Below are 17881 nucleotides of genomic sequence, written 5' to 3' on the forward strand. Positions count from 1 at the left end.
AACAGTTGGAAAAGGATATGTTGCTCGTGTTACAGAAAATTCTACATTGAACTTTTCAGGGTCATTAAATATTGGCGAGAAAACTATCAATACAACTTGGAATTCAGGTTCAAATTATCCCGGATTCAATCTTGTCGGAAATCCTTATCAATCGGCAATAGACTGGGAAGGTGGTAGTGCTACAAATCTTCGTACAACATATTGGAATAGAACAAAATCGGCTGGTGGAATAATGGTTCACGACTCATACAATACATCGAGTCAGACAGGAACAAACAATAATGGTAATGGAGCAATTGGTAAGTATATACCATCAATGCAAGCTTTTTGGGTGCGTTGCAAAGACAATAATGCAAGCGGTAGTATAGTTTTTGATAATTCAGACAGAAGCCATCAAACTGAAACCCTATACAAAAATGGGACAACAAACAATAATACATTGCGCTTGCGTGCTGAGAGAGGAGTTTATACTGACGAAACAATTATCTATTTCTTTAGTAATGCAAGTGTGGGATTCGATGAATTCGATACCGAAAAAATGTTTACAGAAGATATAAATCTTCCGCAAATATATACAACTGATCCTGTGGTAGGCGATTTAGTAATGCAAAGCTTTCCATTCAATATCGCAAACCTTTCTATACCAATGGGTTTTGAAACAAAACTTGCCGATACTTTTGCACTAAATGCTTACAATATTTTGGATTTGAATCTTGGCATTTCTGTTTATCTTGAAGACCTTGTTGAAAATACAATTGTCGATTTACGTCAGAATCCTATGTATAATTTTAGTTCAAATATTTCAAACTCATTTCGTTTTATTGTTCATTTTTATTCAACAATTACCAATCAAGAAAATATTTGTAATAAAAAACAAGAAGCAAATATCTATTCATACGGGAATAGTATATATTTACAAACACCATCAGAAAAATATTCCGTTAAAGTTTTCGATATACAAGGTAAACTGATTGTTGAAAAACAAATAAATAATACAACTTTTAGTAAAATAGAAATGAATAATTCAAATGGATACTATATTGTTAAATTGATAAACTCTAAATCAGTTTCAACCAAAAAAGTATTTATTAACCATTTATAATTACTTTGTGATGGTGAAAATTAAAAAATACTATACTAAATCCGAAATAATCTCTATAAAAATTAATACTTATGAAAAAACAAAAACTATTTTTAGTTGTAATTGCAATAATTATAAGCAATAGCTTAGCAGCACAGGTAGCCATAAATACCGATGGCAGCAGCGGCGATGCTTCTGCCATGTTAGATATAAAATCAACGACCAGCGGCCTGTTGCCCCCCCGAATGACAGAAGCTCAACGCACAGAAATAACCAGTCCGGCTACTGGTTTGCTGGTCTATCAAACCAATTTAAGAGACGGGTATTACTACAACAGCGGAACACCCGCAAGCCCTTCATGGGTTAATGTTATATATCCTATCTATACAGCTGATATGGTTTTAACAACCAATGCCGATGGCTACATTACTACTTCATCAGTAACAGATTCAGAGCTTGGTTATTTATCAGGTGTTACGGGGAATGTACAGGGTCAAATAAATGGTTTGTCTTCTAATGCGAGTAGACAAAATGCAGTTAAAGATATTATCAATAATAACACTGTTTCTCCTCCAACAGAGAATGCCGGTGATAGATATATTCTATCTTCTGATGGTGGTTCCCCTCACGCAGATTGGGATTGGCCAAGTCCGGGGGATATCGTTGAATTTGACGGTTCTTCTTGGCAAAGTACGACTCCACAAGAAGGTATGGTTGTTTATAATGATGATAGCAATACTGACTTTTTGTATATAGACGATGGAACACCCGAATGGGAGCAAAGATCAATTCTGTCTACTGCATTATCTCAAGGTCAAATCTTTATTGGTGATTGGAGTGGTGAAGCAGCAGCACAGACTCTTTCCGGCGATTTAACTATAGACGTTACAGGTGAAACAACTATTGGTTCTGCGGTAGTTACAAACGATATGTTAGCCGGTTCAATCACAAACGATAAATTGGCCGGGAGTATTTCAAGCGATAAATTGGCAATAAGCCAGGGAAAGATATATATTGGGAATCCATCTGGTGCTGCAGCAGAACAGACAATTTCAGGTGATGTATCACTAAGCGAAGCAGGAGTAACAGCTATTGGTTCTGCTAAAGTTACAAACGACATGTTAGCCGGTTCAATCACAAACGATAAATTGGCCGGGTCAATCACAAACGATAAACTCACAAATGGTGACTATATGATAAGCTCTGCTGGAACCAGTGCTCAGGTATGGACAAGCGATGGCAGTGGTGCCGGTGCATGGTCAACACCCTCCGGTTCCAGCCAGTGGACTACCAGCGGAAGCGATATTTATTTCAACCTGGGTAAGGTCGGCATCGGGACAACAAGTCCTTCTGAAAGCCTGCATATTTATACGGCAGATAACCAGGGTATGTATTTGCAGGGTACCGGTGCTGGAATTTGGTTTGATATAAAATCATCTTCAAGTAATCAATATTCAATTGGTGCATTGACTAGCTTTTTCAGCATATATGATCGAACAGAAACTGCATACCGAATGGTTATCGATAACACAGGCAATGTAGGCATCGGAACAACTAGTCCGTCATCAGAATTGGAAGTGGATGGCAGTATTACACTTTCCAGCTGGGATCAGAATATTAATTTTGGAAGTAGTGGAGGGTTTAGTATTGGAAGAACCTCAGGAAATATACTTGCACTTCGTACAAACTCAACTGAAAGATTAGTTATTGACAATTCCGGCAATATTGGCATCGGGACATCACCATCATATACTTTGCATGTGAATGGCAGTGTGGCAGGAACCAGTGCATATAACAATTTATCAGACGCTCGATTAAAAAAAGATGTTCTTGCCATTGAACACAGTTTAGATAAAGTAATGGCTTTGCGCCCTGTAACTTTCAATTGGAACAAAACTGCAAATACAGATTTGATACTTGATGACAGAAATCACATCGGTTTTATTGCACAGGAAGTAGAAGAAGTTTTTCCACAAGTTATAAGCACTGCCGACGATGAGATGAAAACAAAATCGATAGCTTACAGCGATTTAGTTCCCGTACTTACCAAGGCCATCCAGGAACAACAGGCACAAATTGAAGCACTTAAAGCTCAAAACGAAACCTTAATGCTGAAAGCCGAAGCTTTTGAACAACTGAAAGCCGATGTGGAAATCCTGAAAAAAGCCATAAGCTCAGACATGGTTCAACGAATAAGTAATGATTAAAAATTCCATGCTTTGAAAAACTTGTATCATTAACGGTCGTCCTGCTTATTGCAGCGGCCACTTTTGCCCAGAGCATCTACAATAATGGCGTTCATATAGTCACAGCATCAACCACCGATTGTTACTGGGTAATTGACAATGACGATTTTACACTAAGCAGCGAAAGCTCAACAAACCTGGCGCAGTTTGACAATCTTACCATTATGGGAGATGCATCTCTTACACTTACCGATGAAACATTTTTAACAGTAAACGGAAACCTGACGGTCAACTCCAGCTGAAGTATCACCCTACAGAGTAGCACAACAAGCACAGGTTCGATCATTGTTAACGGGACACCAACAGGAACAGCCACTTTGCAACGCTATATCACCGGCCACGATGGATCGGCCTCTGCCGGCTGGCACTTGTTGGGATCTCCAGTTGCTATATTCACTATCGATGGTTCATCATTCGATCCTGGTTCAAATGACGATTTATACAGATGGTCGGAAGTTGATGGCTTGTGGTTAAATCATAAAGCAGGTGATCCAATCCCAAGGTAATAACATTTCCAGCCCGGCAAGCGGGCTAGTCATTTACCAGACTGATGCATCATCAGGTTTGTACACGCATGATGGCAGTGCTTGGGTTTTCTATAGCTCAACCACTTAATTGATAGGCGATTATGCTCACGGCGGGATCGTGTTTTGGGTAGATGAAACAGGGGAACACGGTTTGTTATGTGCCGAAAATGACCACAGTTCTGGAGTAAGGTGGATTTTCAATTTAGCAAATCATTTGCCGGATATATCTGTTTCAGACTTTATTGATTCTTTGGAGAAGTTTTTTAACGTTACTTTCTTCTTTAATTCAAATCTTGCTGAATGTAGAATTTTGTGCAAAAATGATATTATCAATGATAATTCTTTTGTTGATTATACAGAAAATACAATTTCTATTAGAGAAATTAAAAATCCGGAAAATGTTGATGGATTTGAAATTAATATTTCGCCTGGAAGCGATGATTATTTCAATGATAATTATCAAGATATTTACGAGCCACCGTGAGTATATTTAGGAGAAATTGATGATATTGCATTTGCCCCTGCCGCTTCAGACAACATTGATAATATTTATTTCTGTTTAACTAATTTCCATTATTATCAAGCTAAAAACGCTTTTAATGATCCTGTTTCGCAAACTTCTGTAAATTCAGGCTGGACAGTTATTTCTCAACAATTTCAACACAGACGTTCCGGAAAAGGAGATCTGAAATTTGACACTAATATTTGTCAAATTTTATGCCCAAGCTTATATGCAAAGCCAAATAGTGCAACTGTATGGATAACTCCAAAAGTTGAAATGAAGGGCTTTGATCCCCAAAGAACGCTTGATTTAGAACCTGTAGATTTTGGTTTGCGGCTAATGTTTTATAGAGGAATTGCAGAAGATATTGATAGCAACGAATATCTTATTGGATATTGTGATTTTCAAGACGGATTTGGACAATCATTTCCGGGAGTAAAATATGCCCTTCGCCATAATCTTGATGATGAATATAGTTTGTACCACCACTTTTTTAAGGATTATATTTATTGGTTTTTAAACTTGCGAAAAGAAGCTAAAGCAAAAATATTACTTTCTGCTTCTCAATTGTCGGAATTAAAACCTTGGCGAAAAATTAGAATTAAAAATCAAAATTATTTATATAAATCTCATAAATATGTTTTGAAGAAATATGAAATTAAAGAATATGAATTTGTTTTGTATTCTTGTTAGATCATCTTATCAAAAACCATTAACGTTCTTAATAAAATGCGTTTTAATGATTTTTATTTTTTGTTATGGGCTGGCTTTTTTTTAATTTCTCTTACTATTGTTTATTGCCAACTGTTATCCACTCAAAAACATAGGTCGTATCATCAAAAACTTGTTTTTCTATATGCTCTAGTCTTAATTTCTTATTAGAATTATCTAATTCTCCAGACCCATAATAAACTGCAGTATATTCTACATGATATCCACCAGGAGAATAATAATCAATCTGAAATGATTGTTCATCAAAATATATAAATTTGTCATTTACATATCCCTCCACTTTCCCATACCTTGTGACTCCATTTATTATGACATTGGACGGACCTTTCGATGATTCTGTTATATTAAAGCCAGCTACCCCCCCCCCCAACTGTATAATTTCCCAAATAATCAGCTCTTGTTTTTACATCATCATCTTTTTTACAGGAAAAAGAACTCATTAATATAACTACGAAAACTATCAGTAATGCATTAATATATTTCATTTTATGTAAATTTTTAAGTGTAAATTTTATTACATGTCTGTGGCTTGCCTATAACATTAGTATAAACGGAAAATTCCGTTTATTTCTTTATTATTCTTTTTAATCATTTTTCAAATATAACTATTTTATCATAATTAAATCATCTTATCAAAAACCATTTTCATTTGTTCCTGCTTTCTGGTTTCTGAGAAGTGTAGGTAAATCATTGTTGTTTCAACTTTTCTATCTTGAAATAAATATTTATTTTTCGGAATTAATAATAAGAGAAAAATGATGGAATTCTGACAAATATTAAATATTCCTATAGATGATATTATTAAAGGCAATAAAAAAAGTTCCACATACACACCTATTTCAATATTGTGTTTATTATTTCGTTTTTTGCAATACTTTGCTAATGAAAGACTTATTTGTGCCATCTGATCTTTCCTAACTTTTTCCTAATTTTTTTTTCATAATATATATCATCAAATTCTTACATTGTAAGAACTTGATTTATAGCATTTTTTCTATATAATATAGAATTTAGTGACCCAGGGAGGACTCGAACCCCCAACCCTCAGAGCCGAAATCTGATATTCTATCCAGTTGAACTACTGGGCCAAAAATTTCTGCAAAAGTATAAAACAATCGGATTATCGAAAAATTAAATATAATTTTGCAAACTTTAAAAATTTGAAATATGGAATATCAAGTCAAAAATATTGAGCAAAAGTGGCAAAAATACTGGAAAGAGAACGAATCTTACAGAGTAGAAACCGACGAAACTAAACCTAAATTTTATGTTTTAGATATGTTTCCTTACCCAAGCGGTGCAGGATTACATGTTGGACATCCTCTTGGTTATATAGCTTCCGATATTTATAGTAGATATAAAACTCTAAGCGGATTTAATGTTTTGCACCCAATGGGATTCGATGCATTTGGCTTGCCGGCAGAGCAATATGCAATACAAACAGGGCAACATCCGGCGAATACCACTGAAAAAAACATTAAAAGATATAAAGAGCAATTAGAGCAAATTGGATTTTCATACGATTGGAATAGAGAAGTAGTAACTTCTGACCCAAAATATTACAAATGGACTCAGTGGGTTTTCATTCAGCTTTTTCATCACTGGTTCAATAAAAAAACGAACAAAGCTGAATCTATTGAAAAACTAATTGAAGAATTTGAAAAAAGCGGTTCTGAAAATATTTGTGCAGCTTGTACAAATAAATTGAGTTTCACTTCATCAGAATGGAAATTGATGAACGAAAAGGAACAGCAGGAAACTTTGATGAATTACAGACTTGCCTTCATTGACAAAACAACAGTAAATTGGTGTTCCGAATTAGGAACTGTGCTTGCCAACGATGAAGTAAAAGAAGGATTGTCTGTACGTGGTGGATTCCCTGTCGAGCAGAAAATGATGAAACAGTGGTTGTTAAGAGTTTCTGCTTATGCACCAAGACTTTTGGAAAGTTTGGAAAAACTCGAATGGACAGATTCTTTGAAAGAAATTCAACGAAATTGGATAGGCCGCTCAGAAGGAGCAGAAATTATGTTTAAAGTAAAGGATTCTGAGCACGAAATAAAAGTTTTCACTACTCGACCGGATACACTTTTTGGCTCTACATATATGGTACTTGCTCCTGAATATGAACTACTTGACGAAATTACTACTGATGAATATCAGGGAGAAATCGAGAATTATATAAAAGAAACTAAAAAACGCAGCGAACGCGAACGACTTGCCGATACTAAACATATCAGCGGGCAATTTACGGGAAGTTATGCTGTTCATCCTTTCTCCGGAAAATTGCTACCAATCTGGATAAGCGACTATGTACTTTCGGGCTATGGCACCGGGGCAATAATGGCTGTTCCGGCGCATGACAGTCGGGATTATGCTTTTGCAAAACATTTCGATATAGCTATTGTTGAAGTGGTTACAGGTGGAAATATCAATGAAAGTTCCTACGATGCAAAAGAAGGAAAACTTATAAATTCTGATTTTTTGAATGGGCTTGATGTTTCTGAGGCTATTGGCAGAATGAATGAGGAAATTGAGAAAAAAGGCATAGGATCATCAAAAATCAATTATCGTTTGAGAGATGCAATTTTCAGCCGCCAGCGATATTGGGGCGAACCATTTCCTGTTTATTTCAAAAATGGAATTCCATCTACAATAGATATTTCTGAGCTTCCGCTTGAATTGCCAGATGTTGACAAATTTCTGCCAACGGAAGATGGACAACCACCATTAGGTCGGGCGAAAAACTGGCAAACGAAAAATGGGCATCCTATAGAGCTTAGCACAATGCCGGGTTTTGCAGGTTCGTCAGCTTATTATTTAAGGTATATGGATCCTAAAAATAATGAAGCTTTGGTTTCTGAAGAAGCCAATAATTATTGGCAAGATGTTGATCTTTATATAGGTGGAACAGAACATGCTACGGGTCATTTGATTTATTCCAGATTTTGGAACAAATTCCTTTTCGATATTAACAAAGTTTGCAAAGATGAACCGTATAAAAAGCTCATAAATCAAGGAATGATTCAGGGAAGGTCTAATTTTGCATATCGGGTAAAAGGCACAAAAAAGTTTGTGTCATTCAATCATAAAAAAGATTATGATGTAAGCGAAATGCACGTTGACATTAGCTTAGTAGAAGACGACATTTTAAATGTAGAGCAATTTAGAAAATGGAATCCTGATTTTGCAGATGCAGAATTTGTTCTTGAAGAAGGAAAATATCGTTGTGGTTTTGCTATAGAAAAAATGTCGAAATCAATGTATAATGTTGTAAATCCTGATGATATTATTGAGAAATATGGAGCCGACACTTTGCGACTTTACGAAATGTTTCTCGGACCTATTGAGCAATCGAAACCTTGGGATACGCACGGAATAGATGGTGTTCACAGATTTTTACGAAAATTCTGGAGGCTATTTTTCACTGAAAAAGGCAGCTTTTTTGTTTGTCATAACAAAGCAACACAAGCCGAACTGAAAGTTCTACACAAAACCATTAAAAAGGTAAAAGAAGATATTGAAAGATTTTCCTTCAATACAGCAGTTTCTGCTTTTATGATTTGCATTAATGAACTTATTGAGCTTGAATGCAATAAGAGAGATATTCTTCAAAATATTGTAATTCTGCTGTCGCCATTTGCTCCTCATATTAGCGAAGAGCTGTGGCAATTATTAGGCAATAAAGAGAGTATCACAAAAGCAAAGTTTCCTGAATACAACCCTAAATATCTTCAGGAAGATAGCTTCGAATATCCGGTTTCTTTCAATGGGAAAATGCGATTTAAAATAAATCTTTCAAACGAACTTACGAAAGAAGAAATAGAAAAAACAGTTGTCGAACACGAAAACGCAACCAAATGGCTTGAGGGAAAAACCGTTCGGAAAATAATTATTGTACCTAAGAGGATAATTAATATTGTGGTGGGGTAGTTTTCAACGAGATAGCAATACAAAACGAAAAAAAGTCGGAGCATTTCTAAAAGTCAAACTCCGATTTTTTTTATTTGAATTCACCAATTCATCATATCAAAACTAACTTCCGAAATTCTACAAAACCTCTCACAACAACTTTCACAAAATAAATTCCTTTGGCTTCAGCTTTTAAATCGAATTGAAATTCATTGGATGACTTTAAGTCATCAGATGAATAAATGACTTTTCCGGTGATATTTCTAATTTCGACAGATTGCAAATTTTTGCCCTCGATAGTAAATTTTCCGAAACTTGGATTTGGGAAAATTTCTATTTGTGTGTTTGTCAGATTTTTTATTCCGCTTTCATCAAAAACCACAATTTGAACAGAATCGGAAATTGAGCAATTTGTGATTGGGTCGGTATAAAAATACGAAATCCAGAAAGTTCCAGTTCCGGCAATTTGAGGATCAAAACTATTTCCTGAGATACCAACTCCCGAAAATGTGCCACCCGCCGGTATAACATTTGGCAAATATACCAATCCTGAATTTAAACCTACAGAATCGGGATTGAATGGGTAGAGAAAAATTGTTGGTAGTGGATTTACAATTAAAACCAATTCTTCGATACTATCGCAGCCATTTATCGTTTGGAAATTTTCTGAATACGTTCCGGCAGAATCTAAAACCTGTGAATAAAAATTATAAGTTTCGTTTTGGCATATTTCAGCAGTAAAAACATCGTGAAATGTTGGATGAACATCAACATAAAAAATGTTTATGCTATCTGTTCCATTGAGATTTTGCAAAGTATCGGAATAATCTCCTACAGCGGAAACCCAACTCCCATTAATTAAAATACTATCCTTATCGCAAATATATACTGTATCTAAAACATTAATTAAAGTGTTTTCGTACCATGCAATTTTATCATCCCCAGTGGAGGCAGAGAGTATATCATTATCTCCATCGTCATCTAAATCAATTGCAAATAATGACATAGTAAAATATGCTGAATTGGTAATTGTTAAAGGAGGGTTAAAATTTCCAAAACCATCGTTTTCAGACCAAACTATTTTGTCATTATCCCAAAAAGATGAAATCACATCATTGTCTCCATCATTATCTAAATCTATTGCAAAAACTGACTCAGCATATTCAAAAGAAGTAGCAATTACTTGTTGTGGACCAAAATTTCCTAAACCGTCATTTTCATACCAAACAGTTTTATTATTTAGCTTTATAGCTGATAGTATATCATTGTCTCCATCATCGTCCAAATCTATTGCAAAAACAGATTTAGGAATAGATGAAAACATTGTATTATCAATACTAGAAGAATTTAAAAAATTACCTGTTCCATCATTTTCATACCATATTATTTTATCGTCATTTGATGAAGATATTACATCATTATCTCCATCTCCGTCTATATCTATTGCAAATATAGAATTAGCACCAAAAGTTGAATCACTAATTATTAACTGAGTACTAAGATTTCCATTTTTATACCATGCAATTTTATTATCCCAAAAAGAAGCAGAAATAACATCATTATCTCCATCTCCGTCCAAATCTATCGCGAAAATGGACTCGGGTAAATTTAGTGAATTTGTAATAATCAATTGTGAGCCAAAATTACCATTACCATCATTTTCATACCAAGCAATAACATTGTCATTTGAAGATGCAGAAAGCACATCATTATAGTTATTTCCATTTATATCTATTGCATAAACAGACAATGCTCCATCAGCCATTGAAGAAATGATATGTTGGTTTCCAAAAAAACCGTTTCCTTCATTTTTATACCATGCAATTTTATCATCACCTGGAGATGCTGAAAGGATATCAACTTCTCCATCATTATCCATATCCGTTGCAAAAACAGAATAAGCTCCTTCAGCAATGATAGAAATGACTTGTTGTGCCCCAAAACTAGCGTTTCCATTATTTTCATAGTATGCAATTTTACAATCATAATATGATGCAGAAATTACTTCATTATCTCCATCATTATCTAGATCTATTGCAAATGCTGATATAGCCCAATCGGTTGAATTACTTATGATTTGTTGTATCCCAAAGTTTCCACTTCCAAGATTTTCATACCATGCAATTTTATCATCATTCGCAGATGCAGAAAGCACATCATTATCCCCATCATTATCTAAATCTATTGCATAAACTGAATTAGGCAAACTAACAGACGTCGTAATAATTTGTTGAGTTCCAAAATTTCCATTTCCAAAATTTTCATACCATACAATTTTGTCAGATAAACCAAAACCATTTGCATTAATAACATCAATGTCGTTATCGCCATCTAAATCTATTGCAAAAACCGAAGTCGCTCCATCAGCGATATTACTTATAATTTGTTGGTTGCCAAAGTTTCCACTTCCATCATTTTCGTACCAAGCAATTTTATTATCATTATATGAGGACGAAATTACATCAAAATCATTATCGTTATCCAAATCGATTGAAAAGACAGAAGTTGCTCCATCAGACATATTATTGATAATTTGTTGAACTCCAAAAATTCCGTAACCATCATTTTCGTACCAAGCAATTTTATCATCTGTAAAAGAGGCGGATAAAACATCATTATCACCATCATTATCAATATCTATTGCATAAACCGAATAAGCTCCGAAAGCCAAAGTTGTTATAATTTGTTGATTTCCAAAGTTTCCGTTTCCATCGTTTTCATACCATGCAATTTTATTATCGTAATATGAAGCCGAAAGTACATCGTTATCACCATCATTATCTAAGTCTATTGCAAAAACTAACATAGCCCAATCAACTGAAATAGAAATTACTTTTTGCAGACTAAAAACTCCATTTCCATAGTTTTCGAACCAAACAATCATATCACCTTTATATGCAGAAAGTACATCATTATCGCCATCATTATCTAAGTCTATTGCAAAAACTGAATTAGGTGAAGACGATGTTAATGTGTGCATTTGAAACGAGGGTTGGGAAAAACCAATTAATGGAACTATTATACAAATTAAAAAAAAAATCGACTTTTTCATAATAATATTATTTTAAAATATGATCCTTCATTGTTTAATTCTTTTTGGCATAGAGAAAACTAAAATATTAAATCACCCCAATCATATATGACTGGGGCAATATATCATTTATTAAAATTATTGAAATAATGTATTCACTACATATTTTTATGATATTTTTGATAAAATATAAGCAGATAGCAAATAGTAATATTTCAGACAAGTTATTGATCTTCTATGCGAAATTTATGGGTATCTGTTGCTGAAATCCATTGTGTATAAAAGAAAAGATTATATGGCATACCAGGTGCAACATTAAGCTGAGGTAGGAGTAAATGGTTGACACAAAGTAGCAATAGGAGGTGGGGAATTAGGAGGATAATAAGCTCTTAAACATTCTAAAATAACATTGTTCTCCGTAAATTCATATTTAATACAAACTTCATCTTCACTTGGTATCTCCATATTTGGATCGCCTACAATTGGTGTTACAAAGTTTCCACCAGAAGTAAAGTTGGCTGATGTCTCATAATCCACATCTGAAGCATTTAAAACACAAACAGTAAACTTTGATCCTCCTTGTGCAAAACCAATACTGACACTTAAAACCAAAACTAAAAAAACTAATAAAAATTTATTATTTTTCATTATTAACAAATTAAATTTATACTAAAAAACTAAAACAAAAAAATCTAAACTTTCACCCTCCAAATTAAAAAATTTGAAAGGCTATTGTTTGATAAATTTGTTCTTGCCAATTTCAAAAATGGACTTTTTTCTTAAATTTAAAAAACTGGGGGGGGGCATAAAAGCCTATATAATAGGCTTTTATGCCACTCCATTTTTTGACAAAAAATATAAATTTGTTTGCTTTACTTATACACATCTTTTTGGAATATTTTAACTTTTACGTAAATTTAAAAAAATGTTTCAAAAATTTTGAGTTTTAATGGTTTAAAAAGTGTTAAATATGTTAAATGCTTAGTTATGGTGTCATTTGGAATGACACCGTAACTATTCACTCCTTAAATCAACTAATTATCAAATCCACAAATCAAAACACTTCTGAAAGTCACTTAGTACTAATTTCACTAATATTTTCAAGCTTTTTCAGATCTAGTATTTGGATTTTTCTGCCTTTTAAAGATATAATATTGTCGCTTGCAAAAGTAGATAAAGTTCTAATTGCATTCGAGGTATTCATATTAGAAAGATTTGCAATTTCTTTTCTCGACAAACTCACATCTATAGTTTTATTGTCGCTCTGATAACCATAAATATTATGTAGGAATAATATAGCATCAGCCAGTCTTCCATCTAAGTATTTTTGAGTAAGAAAAACCGATCTGTTATTTGAAGCTCCAAGTTCTGTGGCTATGTATTTAATAATACGCAAAGATAATTTCCCATTAGAAGAAATCACACTATTAAGTTTCTCTCTTTCTATAACACAAATTGTTACATCCTCCAGGGCTTTTGCAGTAGCTATATAACTACTTTCGGCAAACAAAGCCCTAAAACCAATGAAACTCATAGGTTTAGCTAATCTGACTATATGCTCCTTTTTTCCGGGAGTTTCTTTATAAATTTTAACTTTTCCTTTTGATAAAATTATCAAACCAAGTGGTTTATTACCTTGCTTATATATAATCTCGCCTTTCTTGAAAGAGGAACAATAATGTCCTTTCAGGAGTATCCTTTTTTCTTCTAAAGTGCAAACACTGAAAATAGAATCCTGATTTTCAATAACATTCCTACAATCTGCTTTTTTCCATACCATAATTATACTTCGATAAAAAAGTCAAAAATAGTTAATGTAGGACAAATAAAAAATCCAAATTAAAAATTCAATAAATTCCATTCAATTTCATTTTTATATTAAAAAAATATATCTTTGCAAGCTAAAATTGAGAGTTGAATTATTAATTAATTATTTTTATTATGAGAAAAATTACGTTGTTATTAGCATTATTTGCTATCTCAGTTTTCACATTCGGACAGATTGAGAAATGTCAAGATTTATCGAAAACTGACAAATTGCACAAAATGAGTGCAAAAGTTATGAATGGAGCAAAAGCTGCAGGAGACACCATCTATTATGAAGATTTTGGAGCTGGAATGCCAGCTGGTTGGACTTCTGTTGACAATACAGGAAATAACTTTGATTGGATTTATTCTACAGTAGGACCAACAGGTGCATGGACAGGTAGTTGGCCAGCTCCAGCAGATGCTATTGGCTCACCAACAGCTGCAAATGGTTTTATGATGCTTCCAATGGATTATTATAATACTGATGCTTCAGGACAGATGGTAACTACTACTGTTGATATGGATGGCTATCTACAAACTAGTGCTTTTGATTTTACAAACGAACCAACTGTTATTTTAACTTTATCTTCTGAATTCAGAACCTGTTGTGCATCAACAGCTGAATTATGGATTTCTGTTAGTACAGATGGTACAAATTGGTCAGACCATTTCATAGCTAATGCTGATATTCCAAACAATGAGTGGTGGTACACAGAACCAGAATTTAACATTTCTGATATTGCTGCCGGAATGTCAACAGTCTATATCAGATTTGGAGTAACTGATGCAAGTCACTATTTCTGGGAAATTGATGATGTAGTTTTCATCAAAGGACCTGCCAATGATATTGTAATTGAGAAAAATTATGCATATTTTTTCGCAAACACTGGATATTACAATCAGGTTCCTATCGGTCAAGCAGAAGCAGATTCAGTTTTTTGGGATTGTGCATTCTTCAATAATGGCTCAAACACTGCCTATAATTGTGTTCTTGATATAGAAGTAGAACATGATACTCAAGGTTCGGTTTACACCAGCACGAGTGCTCCTGTAACACTTATGGCTTATGAAAGAGATACTCTACGTTTATCAGAATTTGGTGATGGATACAGCCCTCAAGCAACTGGCGAATACACTATGACTTATACAATTTCTTCTGATTCAATTGATGAAATTACTGAAGACAATAGTGGTGAAAAAAGTTTCTTAGTTTCTGATTTCGTATATGCAAGAGACGATGGTAATGTTGAAGAATTTGATGAAGTTTCTCCACAAATATGGTCAGGCGGACAAATTGATGGTTATTTGTTTGGAGTTACATATCAATTAGTTGCAGATACCACTGAAGTTCATCAGATGCAAATTTATGTTCAAAATACTTCTGAAGAAGGAGCGACAATTATTGGTAAACTTATGGAAAGTGACGGTTCTGGTGGATATAATCCGGTACTTACAACTCAGGAATATACAATCAGCTGGACAGATACATCTACTTGGATGACATTAAATTTTGAATTAGATGGTCAATCTGAAATTCTAGAACCAGGGAGATATTTACTAGCTTTAGAATGTTATTTCCAAGGTTTCGATTTTTATGTAGGTGAAGATAATACAACAGAACAGGCTGCATGGGCTACTGTTTGGAACGACCCAACTGATCCTGGTTTTTACTATTATACAAACTATTTTCAATCTCCTGCTATTCGAATGTTAGTATTTGATCCATTAGCTCCAGACCCATTAGTTATTACAGAAGATGCCCCTGCATCAATAGTTGCCGGTGATCTTTATGAATTTACTCCAACTGTTGCCGGTGGAACACCTCCTTACACTTGGGCCGTTCCTACAATTCCTGCATGGTTGTCATGGGACGGTGGAACCGGAGTTTTATCCGGAACACCTGAAGTTACTGATATCGGCGATGGCGATGTAGTAATTGAAGTTTCTGATGATGCCGGAGTTACTGATACTTATGCTTTCACAATTGATATAATTAATAGTATCAATGAAAATGAAAGTAACATTAGTGTTTATCCAAATCCAACAAATGGATTATTAAACATTAATAATGTTCAAGGTGCTTCTGTAAGAATTACAAATCTTGTAGGAGAATTAGTTGCAACAATTGACAAAGCAGATGCTTTCAATACTGTTGATATGACTAATTTTGCACCGGGTACGTATCTTGTAAAGATTATTAACAATAGTCAAGTTATTACTAAGAAAATCAACTTGGAGAAATAAAATATCCAACAACATAAAATAAAAAAAGCCTTGCAATTTGCAGGGCTTTTTTTGTTTCAGCTAAGTCGAAAAATTCAAAGGATTTTATTTCAATAAATATGAAAATAATTACTGGCTCTAACTAATACATCGCAACAAGCGGCATTCGTCTGCCCATCCCAAACGCTTTTGAAGAAATTCTCAAAATTGGGGGCGTTTGAAATCTTTTGTACTCATTATTGTTTACCATTTTGATAATTCTTTTTACTAAATCTGAATCAAAGCCTTGCTCTATAATCTCTTTATAAGATTTCTTCATTTCTATATAATTATATAAAACATCATCCAGAATATCATAATCAGGTAAAGAATCTGAATCTTTCTGATCTGGTCTAAGTTCAGCTGATGGTGGCTTTTCAATAGTATTTATTGGAATAATCTCATTTTCAATATTTATAAATTCAGCCAATCGAAAAACATCAGTTTTATACACATCACCAAGAACAGATAAACCACCGTTCATGTCGCCATACAATGTTCCATATCCAACAGCTGCTTCGCTTTTATTTGAAGTATTTAATAATATATTTCCAAACTTATTGGATAAAGCCATAAGCAAAGTTCCACGAATTCGAGCTTGAATATTCTCTTCTGTAAGATCGCTTTCACACTCCTTAAATAGCTCGTTTAATGATAATTCAAATTTTGAAACAATTTCTTCAATATTAATAACATCATATTTTATTCCCAGATTCTTTGCTAAATCAATAGCATCTTTTATGGAATGGTCGGAGGAGTATTTCGATGGCATAAGTAAAACTCTTAGGTTTTCTTTTCCTAAAGCCTTAACTGCCAGCACTAAAGTAACAGCAGAGTCAATTCCACCAGATAATCCTAATGTAGCACTTTTGAAATTCATTTTAGCGAAATAGTCTTTAATTCCTAAAACTAAAGCATCATGAATTTTTGCAATGTATTGAATTTCTGGCTTTTGCATGTTCAATTCTGATTTTTCGGAAGCAGGAAGTTCAAGCTCGTCTAAATCAAAAATTAAAAAATCTTCCTCAAAATATTTCAGAGATTTTATCGAATTTCCCTCAGAATTTACAATTTGCGAGCCTCCATCAAAAATAAGCTCGGTCTGAGCTCCAACTTGATTAACATAAAAGATTGGCAAGTTGTATTTTTTTGCATTGTCAGCAAGAACGTTTTTCCTAACTTCCTCTTGAGTATATGAAAATGGAGAGGCAGAAATATTAATTACAAAATCTGGATTTAACTTTTTAAGTCGCTCAAGTGGTGAATCTCTGTAAAGTTTATTTTTAGCAAAAGAATTCTCTACAGGCTGGTCGTGCCATAAGTCTTCACAAATAGTAATTGCAATTTTTTGGTTTTTGTAATTTGCCAAAGCGAAATCTGTGTTCGATTCAAAATATCGGTATTCATCAAAAATATCGTAAGTTGGTAAAAGTGTTTTATGATGAATAGTTTGAATTTTTTTATCATAAATAAAATATGCAGAATTAAATAGTTTTTTTCCTTTCGGACTTTCATTTATTGTAGGCAAGCCAATCACAGCAGCAATTTCATCACAAACTTCTACAATTTTATCAGCAGATTTTTTGCAATCGAAAATAAACTCCTTTTGTTCTAACAAATCCTGAGGTGGATATCCACAAACAGACAGTTCTGAAAAAATTACAATATCAGCTTTTTGAAGTTTTGCTTTTTCGATTGCTTCGATTATCAATTTTGTGTTCAATTCAAAATTTCCGATATGATAATTTAATTGAGCTAAAGCGATTTTCATTTTCTAAG

The 17881-nt window shown here is 33.8% G+C and carries 12 protein-coding genes and 1 tRNA gene; 7 read left to right on the plus strand and 6 right to left on the minus strand.

Going from position 1 to position 17881, the window contains the following annotated elements; genetic code table 11:
* From HN894_16900 to HN894_16920, 5 genes are all read left to right on the plus strand, one after another.
* A partial coding sequence (locus HN894_16900; GenBank protein MBT7145004.1) for a T9SS type A sorting domain-containing protein occupies positions 1-1102 on the plus strand: 1102 nt, incomplete at its 5' end.
* 71 nt (positions 1103-1173) lie between these two features.
* A complete protein-coding gene (locus tag HN894_16905) occupies positions 1174-3288 on the plus strand; it encodes a DUF2793 domain-containing protein (GenBank protein MBT7145005.1) in 2115 nt (704 codons plus the stop codon).
* 356 nt (positions 3289-3644) lie between these two features.
* Complete coding sequence (locus HN894_16910) at positions 3645-3833, plus strand: hypothetical protein (GenBank protein MBT7145006.1); 189 nt, start codon at positions 3645-3647, stop codon at positions 3831-3833.
* 109 nt (positions 3834-3942) lie between these two features.
* Positions 3943-4338, plus strand: a complete 396-nt coding sequence (locus HN894_16915; GenBank protein ID MBT7145007.1) for a hypothetical protein — start codon at positions 3943-3945, stop codon at positions 4336-4338.
* Between the two features lie 294 nt (positions 4339-4632).
* The gene (locus HN894_16920; GenBank protein ID MBT7145008.1) at positions 4633-5049 is read left to right on the plus strand and encodes a hypothetical protein; all 417 of its coding nucleotides are present in this window, start codon (positions 4633-4635) and stop codon (positions 5047-5049) included.
* Between the two features lie 94 nt (positions 5050-5143).
* On the opposite strand, the gene HN894_16925 is transcribed toward HN894_16920, so the two are convergent.
* Both HN894_16925 and HN894_16930 read right to left on the minus strand, forming a co-directional pair.
* On the minus strand, positions 5144-5368 hold the full coding sequence (locus HN894_16925) for a hypothetical protein (GenBank protein MBT7145009.1): 225 nt from the start codon (positions 5366-5368) through the stop codon (positions 5144-5146).
* 734 nt (positions 5369-6102) lie between these two features.
* A tRNA-Arg gene (locus HN894_16930) sits at positions 6103-6176 on the minus strand.
* Positions 6177-6255: 79 nt separating this feature from the next.
* On the opposite strand from HN894_16930, the gene HN894_16935 reads away from it, so the two are divergent.
* Positions 6256-9021, plus strand: a complete 2766-nt coding sequence (locus HN894_16935; GenBank protein ID MBT7145010.1) for a leucine--tRNA ligase — start codon at positions 6256-6258, stop codon at positions 9019-9021.
* A gap of 91 nt (positions 9022-9112) precedes the next feature.
* Here HN894_16935 and HN894_16940 read toward each other — a convergent pair whose 3' ends face one another.
* The 3 genes from HN894_16940 to HN894_16950 all read right to left on the minus strand — a co-directional run bounded on the left by HN894_16940 (position 9113) and on the right by HN894_16950 (position 13811).
* The gene (locus tag HN894_16940) at positions 9113-12052 is read right to left on the minus strand and encodes a T9SS type A sorting domain-containing protein (protein ID MBT7145011.1); all 2940 of its coding nucleotides are present in this window, start codon (positions 12050-12052) and stop codon (positions 9113-9115) included.
* A gap of 294 nt (positions 12053-12346) precedes the next feature.
* On the minus strand, positions 12347-12679 hold the full coding sequence (locus tag HN894_16945) for a hypothetical protein (GenBank protein ID MBT7145012.1): 333 nt from the start codon (positions 12677-12679) through the stop codon (positions 12347-12349).
* A gap of 424 nt (positions 12680-13103) precedes the next feature.
* On the minus strand, positions 13104-13811 hold the full coding sequence (locus tag HN894_16950) for a Crp/Fnr family transcriptional regulator (GenBank protein MBT7145013.1): 708 nt from the start codon (positions 13809-13811) through the stop codon (positions 13104-13106).
* A 161-nt stretch (positions 13812-13972) separates the two neighbouring features.
* Between HN894_16950 and HN894_16955 the strand changes: the two genes are divergently transcribed.
* On the plus strand, positions 13973-16084 hold the full coding sequence (locus HN894_16955; protein MBT7145014.1) for a T9SS type A sorting domain-containing protein: 2112 nt from the start codon (positions 13973-13975) through the stop codon (positions 16082-16084).
* Positions 16085-16205: 121 nt separating this feature from the next.
* Here the strand turns inward: HN894_16955 and HN894_16960 are convergent, their stop codons facing one another.
* Positions 16206-17873, minus strand: a complete 1668-nt coding sequence (locus HN894_16960) for an NAD+ synthase (protein MBT7145015.1) — start codon at positions 17871-17873, stop codon at positions 16206-16208.
* Positions 17874-17881 lie beyond the last annotated feature (8 nt).

It is taken from the genome of Bacteroidota bacterium, assembly GCA_018692315.1.
Lineage (GTDB): Bacteria > Bacteroidota > Bacteroidia > Bacteroidales > JABHKC01 > JABHKC01.

Bases quoted from the DNA above. Each gene is read 5' to 3' on its own strand.
- HN894_16905 (MBT7145005.1), top strand. From the start codon at position 1,174: ATGAAAAAACAAAAACTATTTTTAGTTGTAATTGCAATAATTATAAGC.
- HN894_16920 (MBT7145008.1), top strand. From the start codon at position 4,633: ATGAAGGGCTTTGATCCCCAAAGAACGCTTGATTTAGAACCTGTAGAT.
- HN894_16955 (MBT7145014.1), top strand. From the start codon at position 13,973: ATGAGAAAAATTACGTTGTTATTAGCATTATTTGCTATCTCAGTTTTC.
- HN894_16945 (MBT7145012.1), bottom strand. From the start codon at position 12,679: ATGAAAAATAATAAATTTTTATTAGTTTTTTTAGTTTTGGTTTTAAGT.
- HN894_16935 (MBT7145010.1), top strand. From the start codon at position 6,256: ATGGAATATCAAGTCAAAAATATTGAGCAAAAGTGGCAAAAATACTGG.
- HN894_16960 (MBT7145015.1), bottom strand. From the start codon at position 17,873: ATGAAAATCGCTTTAGCTCAATTAAATTATCATATCGGAAATTTTGAA.
- HN894_16940 (MBT7145011.1), bottom strand. From the start codon at position 12,052: ATGAAAAAGTCGATTTTTTTTTTAATTTGTATAATAGTTCCATTAATT.
- HN894_16950 (MBT7145013.1), bottom strand. From the start codon at position 13,811: ATGGTATGGAAAAAAGCAGATTGTAGGAATGTTATTGAAAATCAGGAT.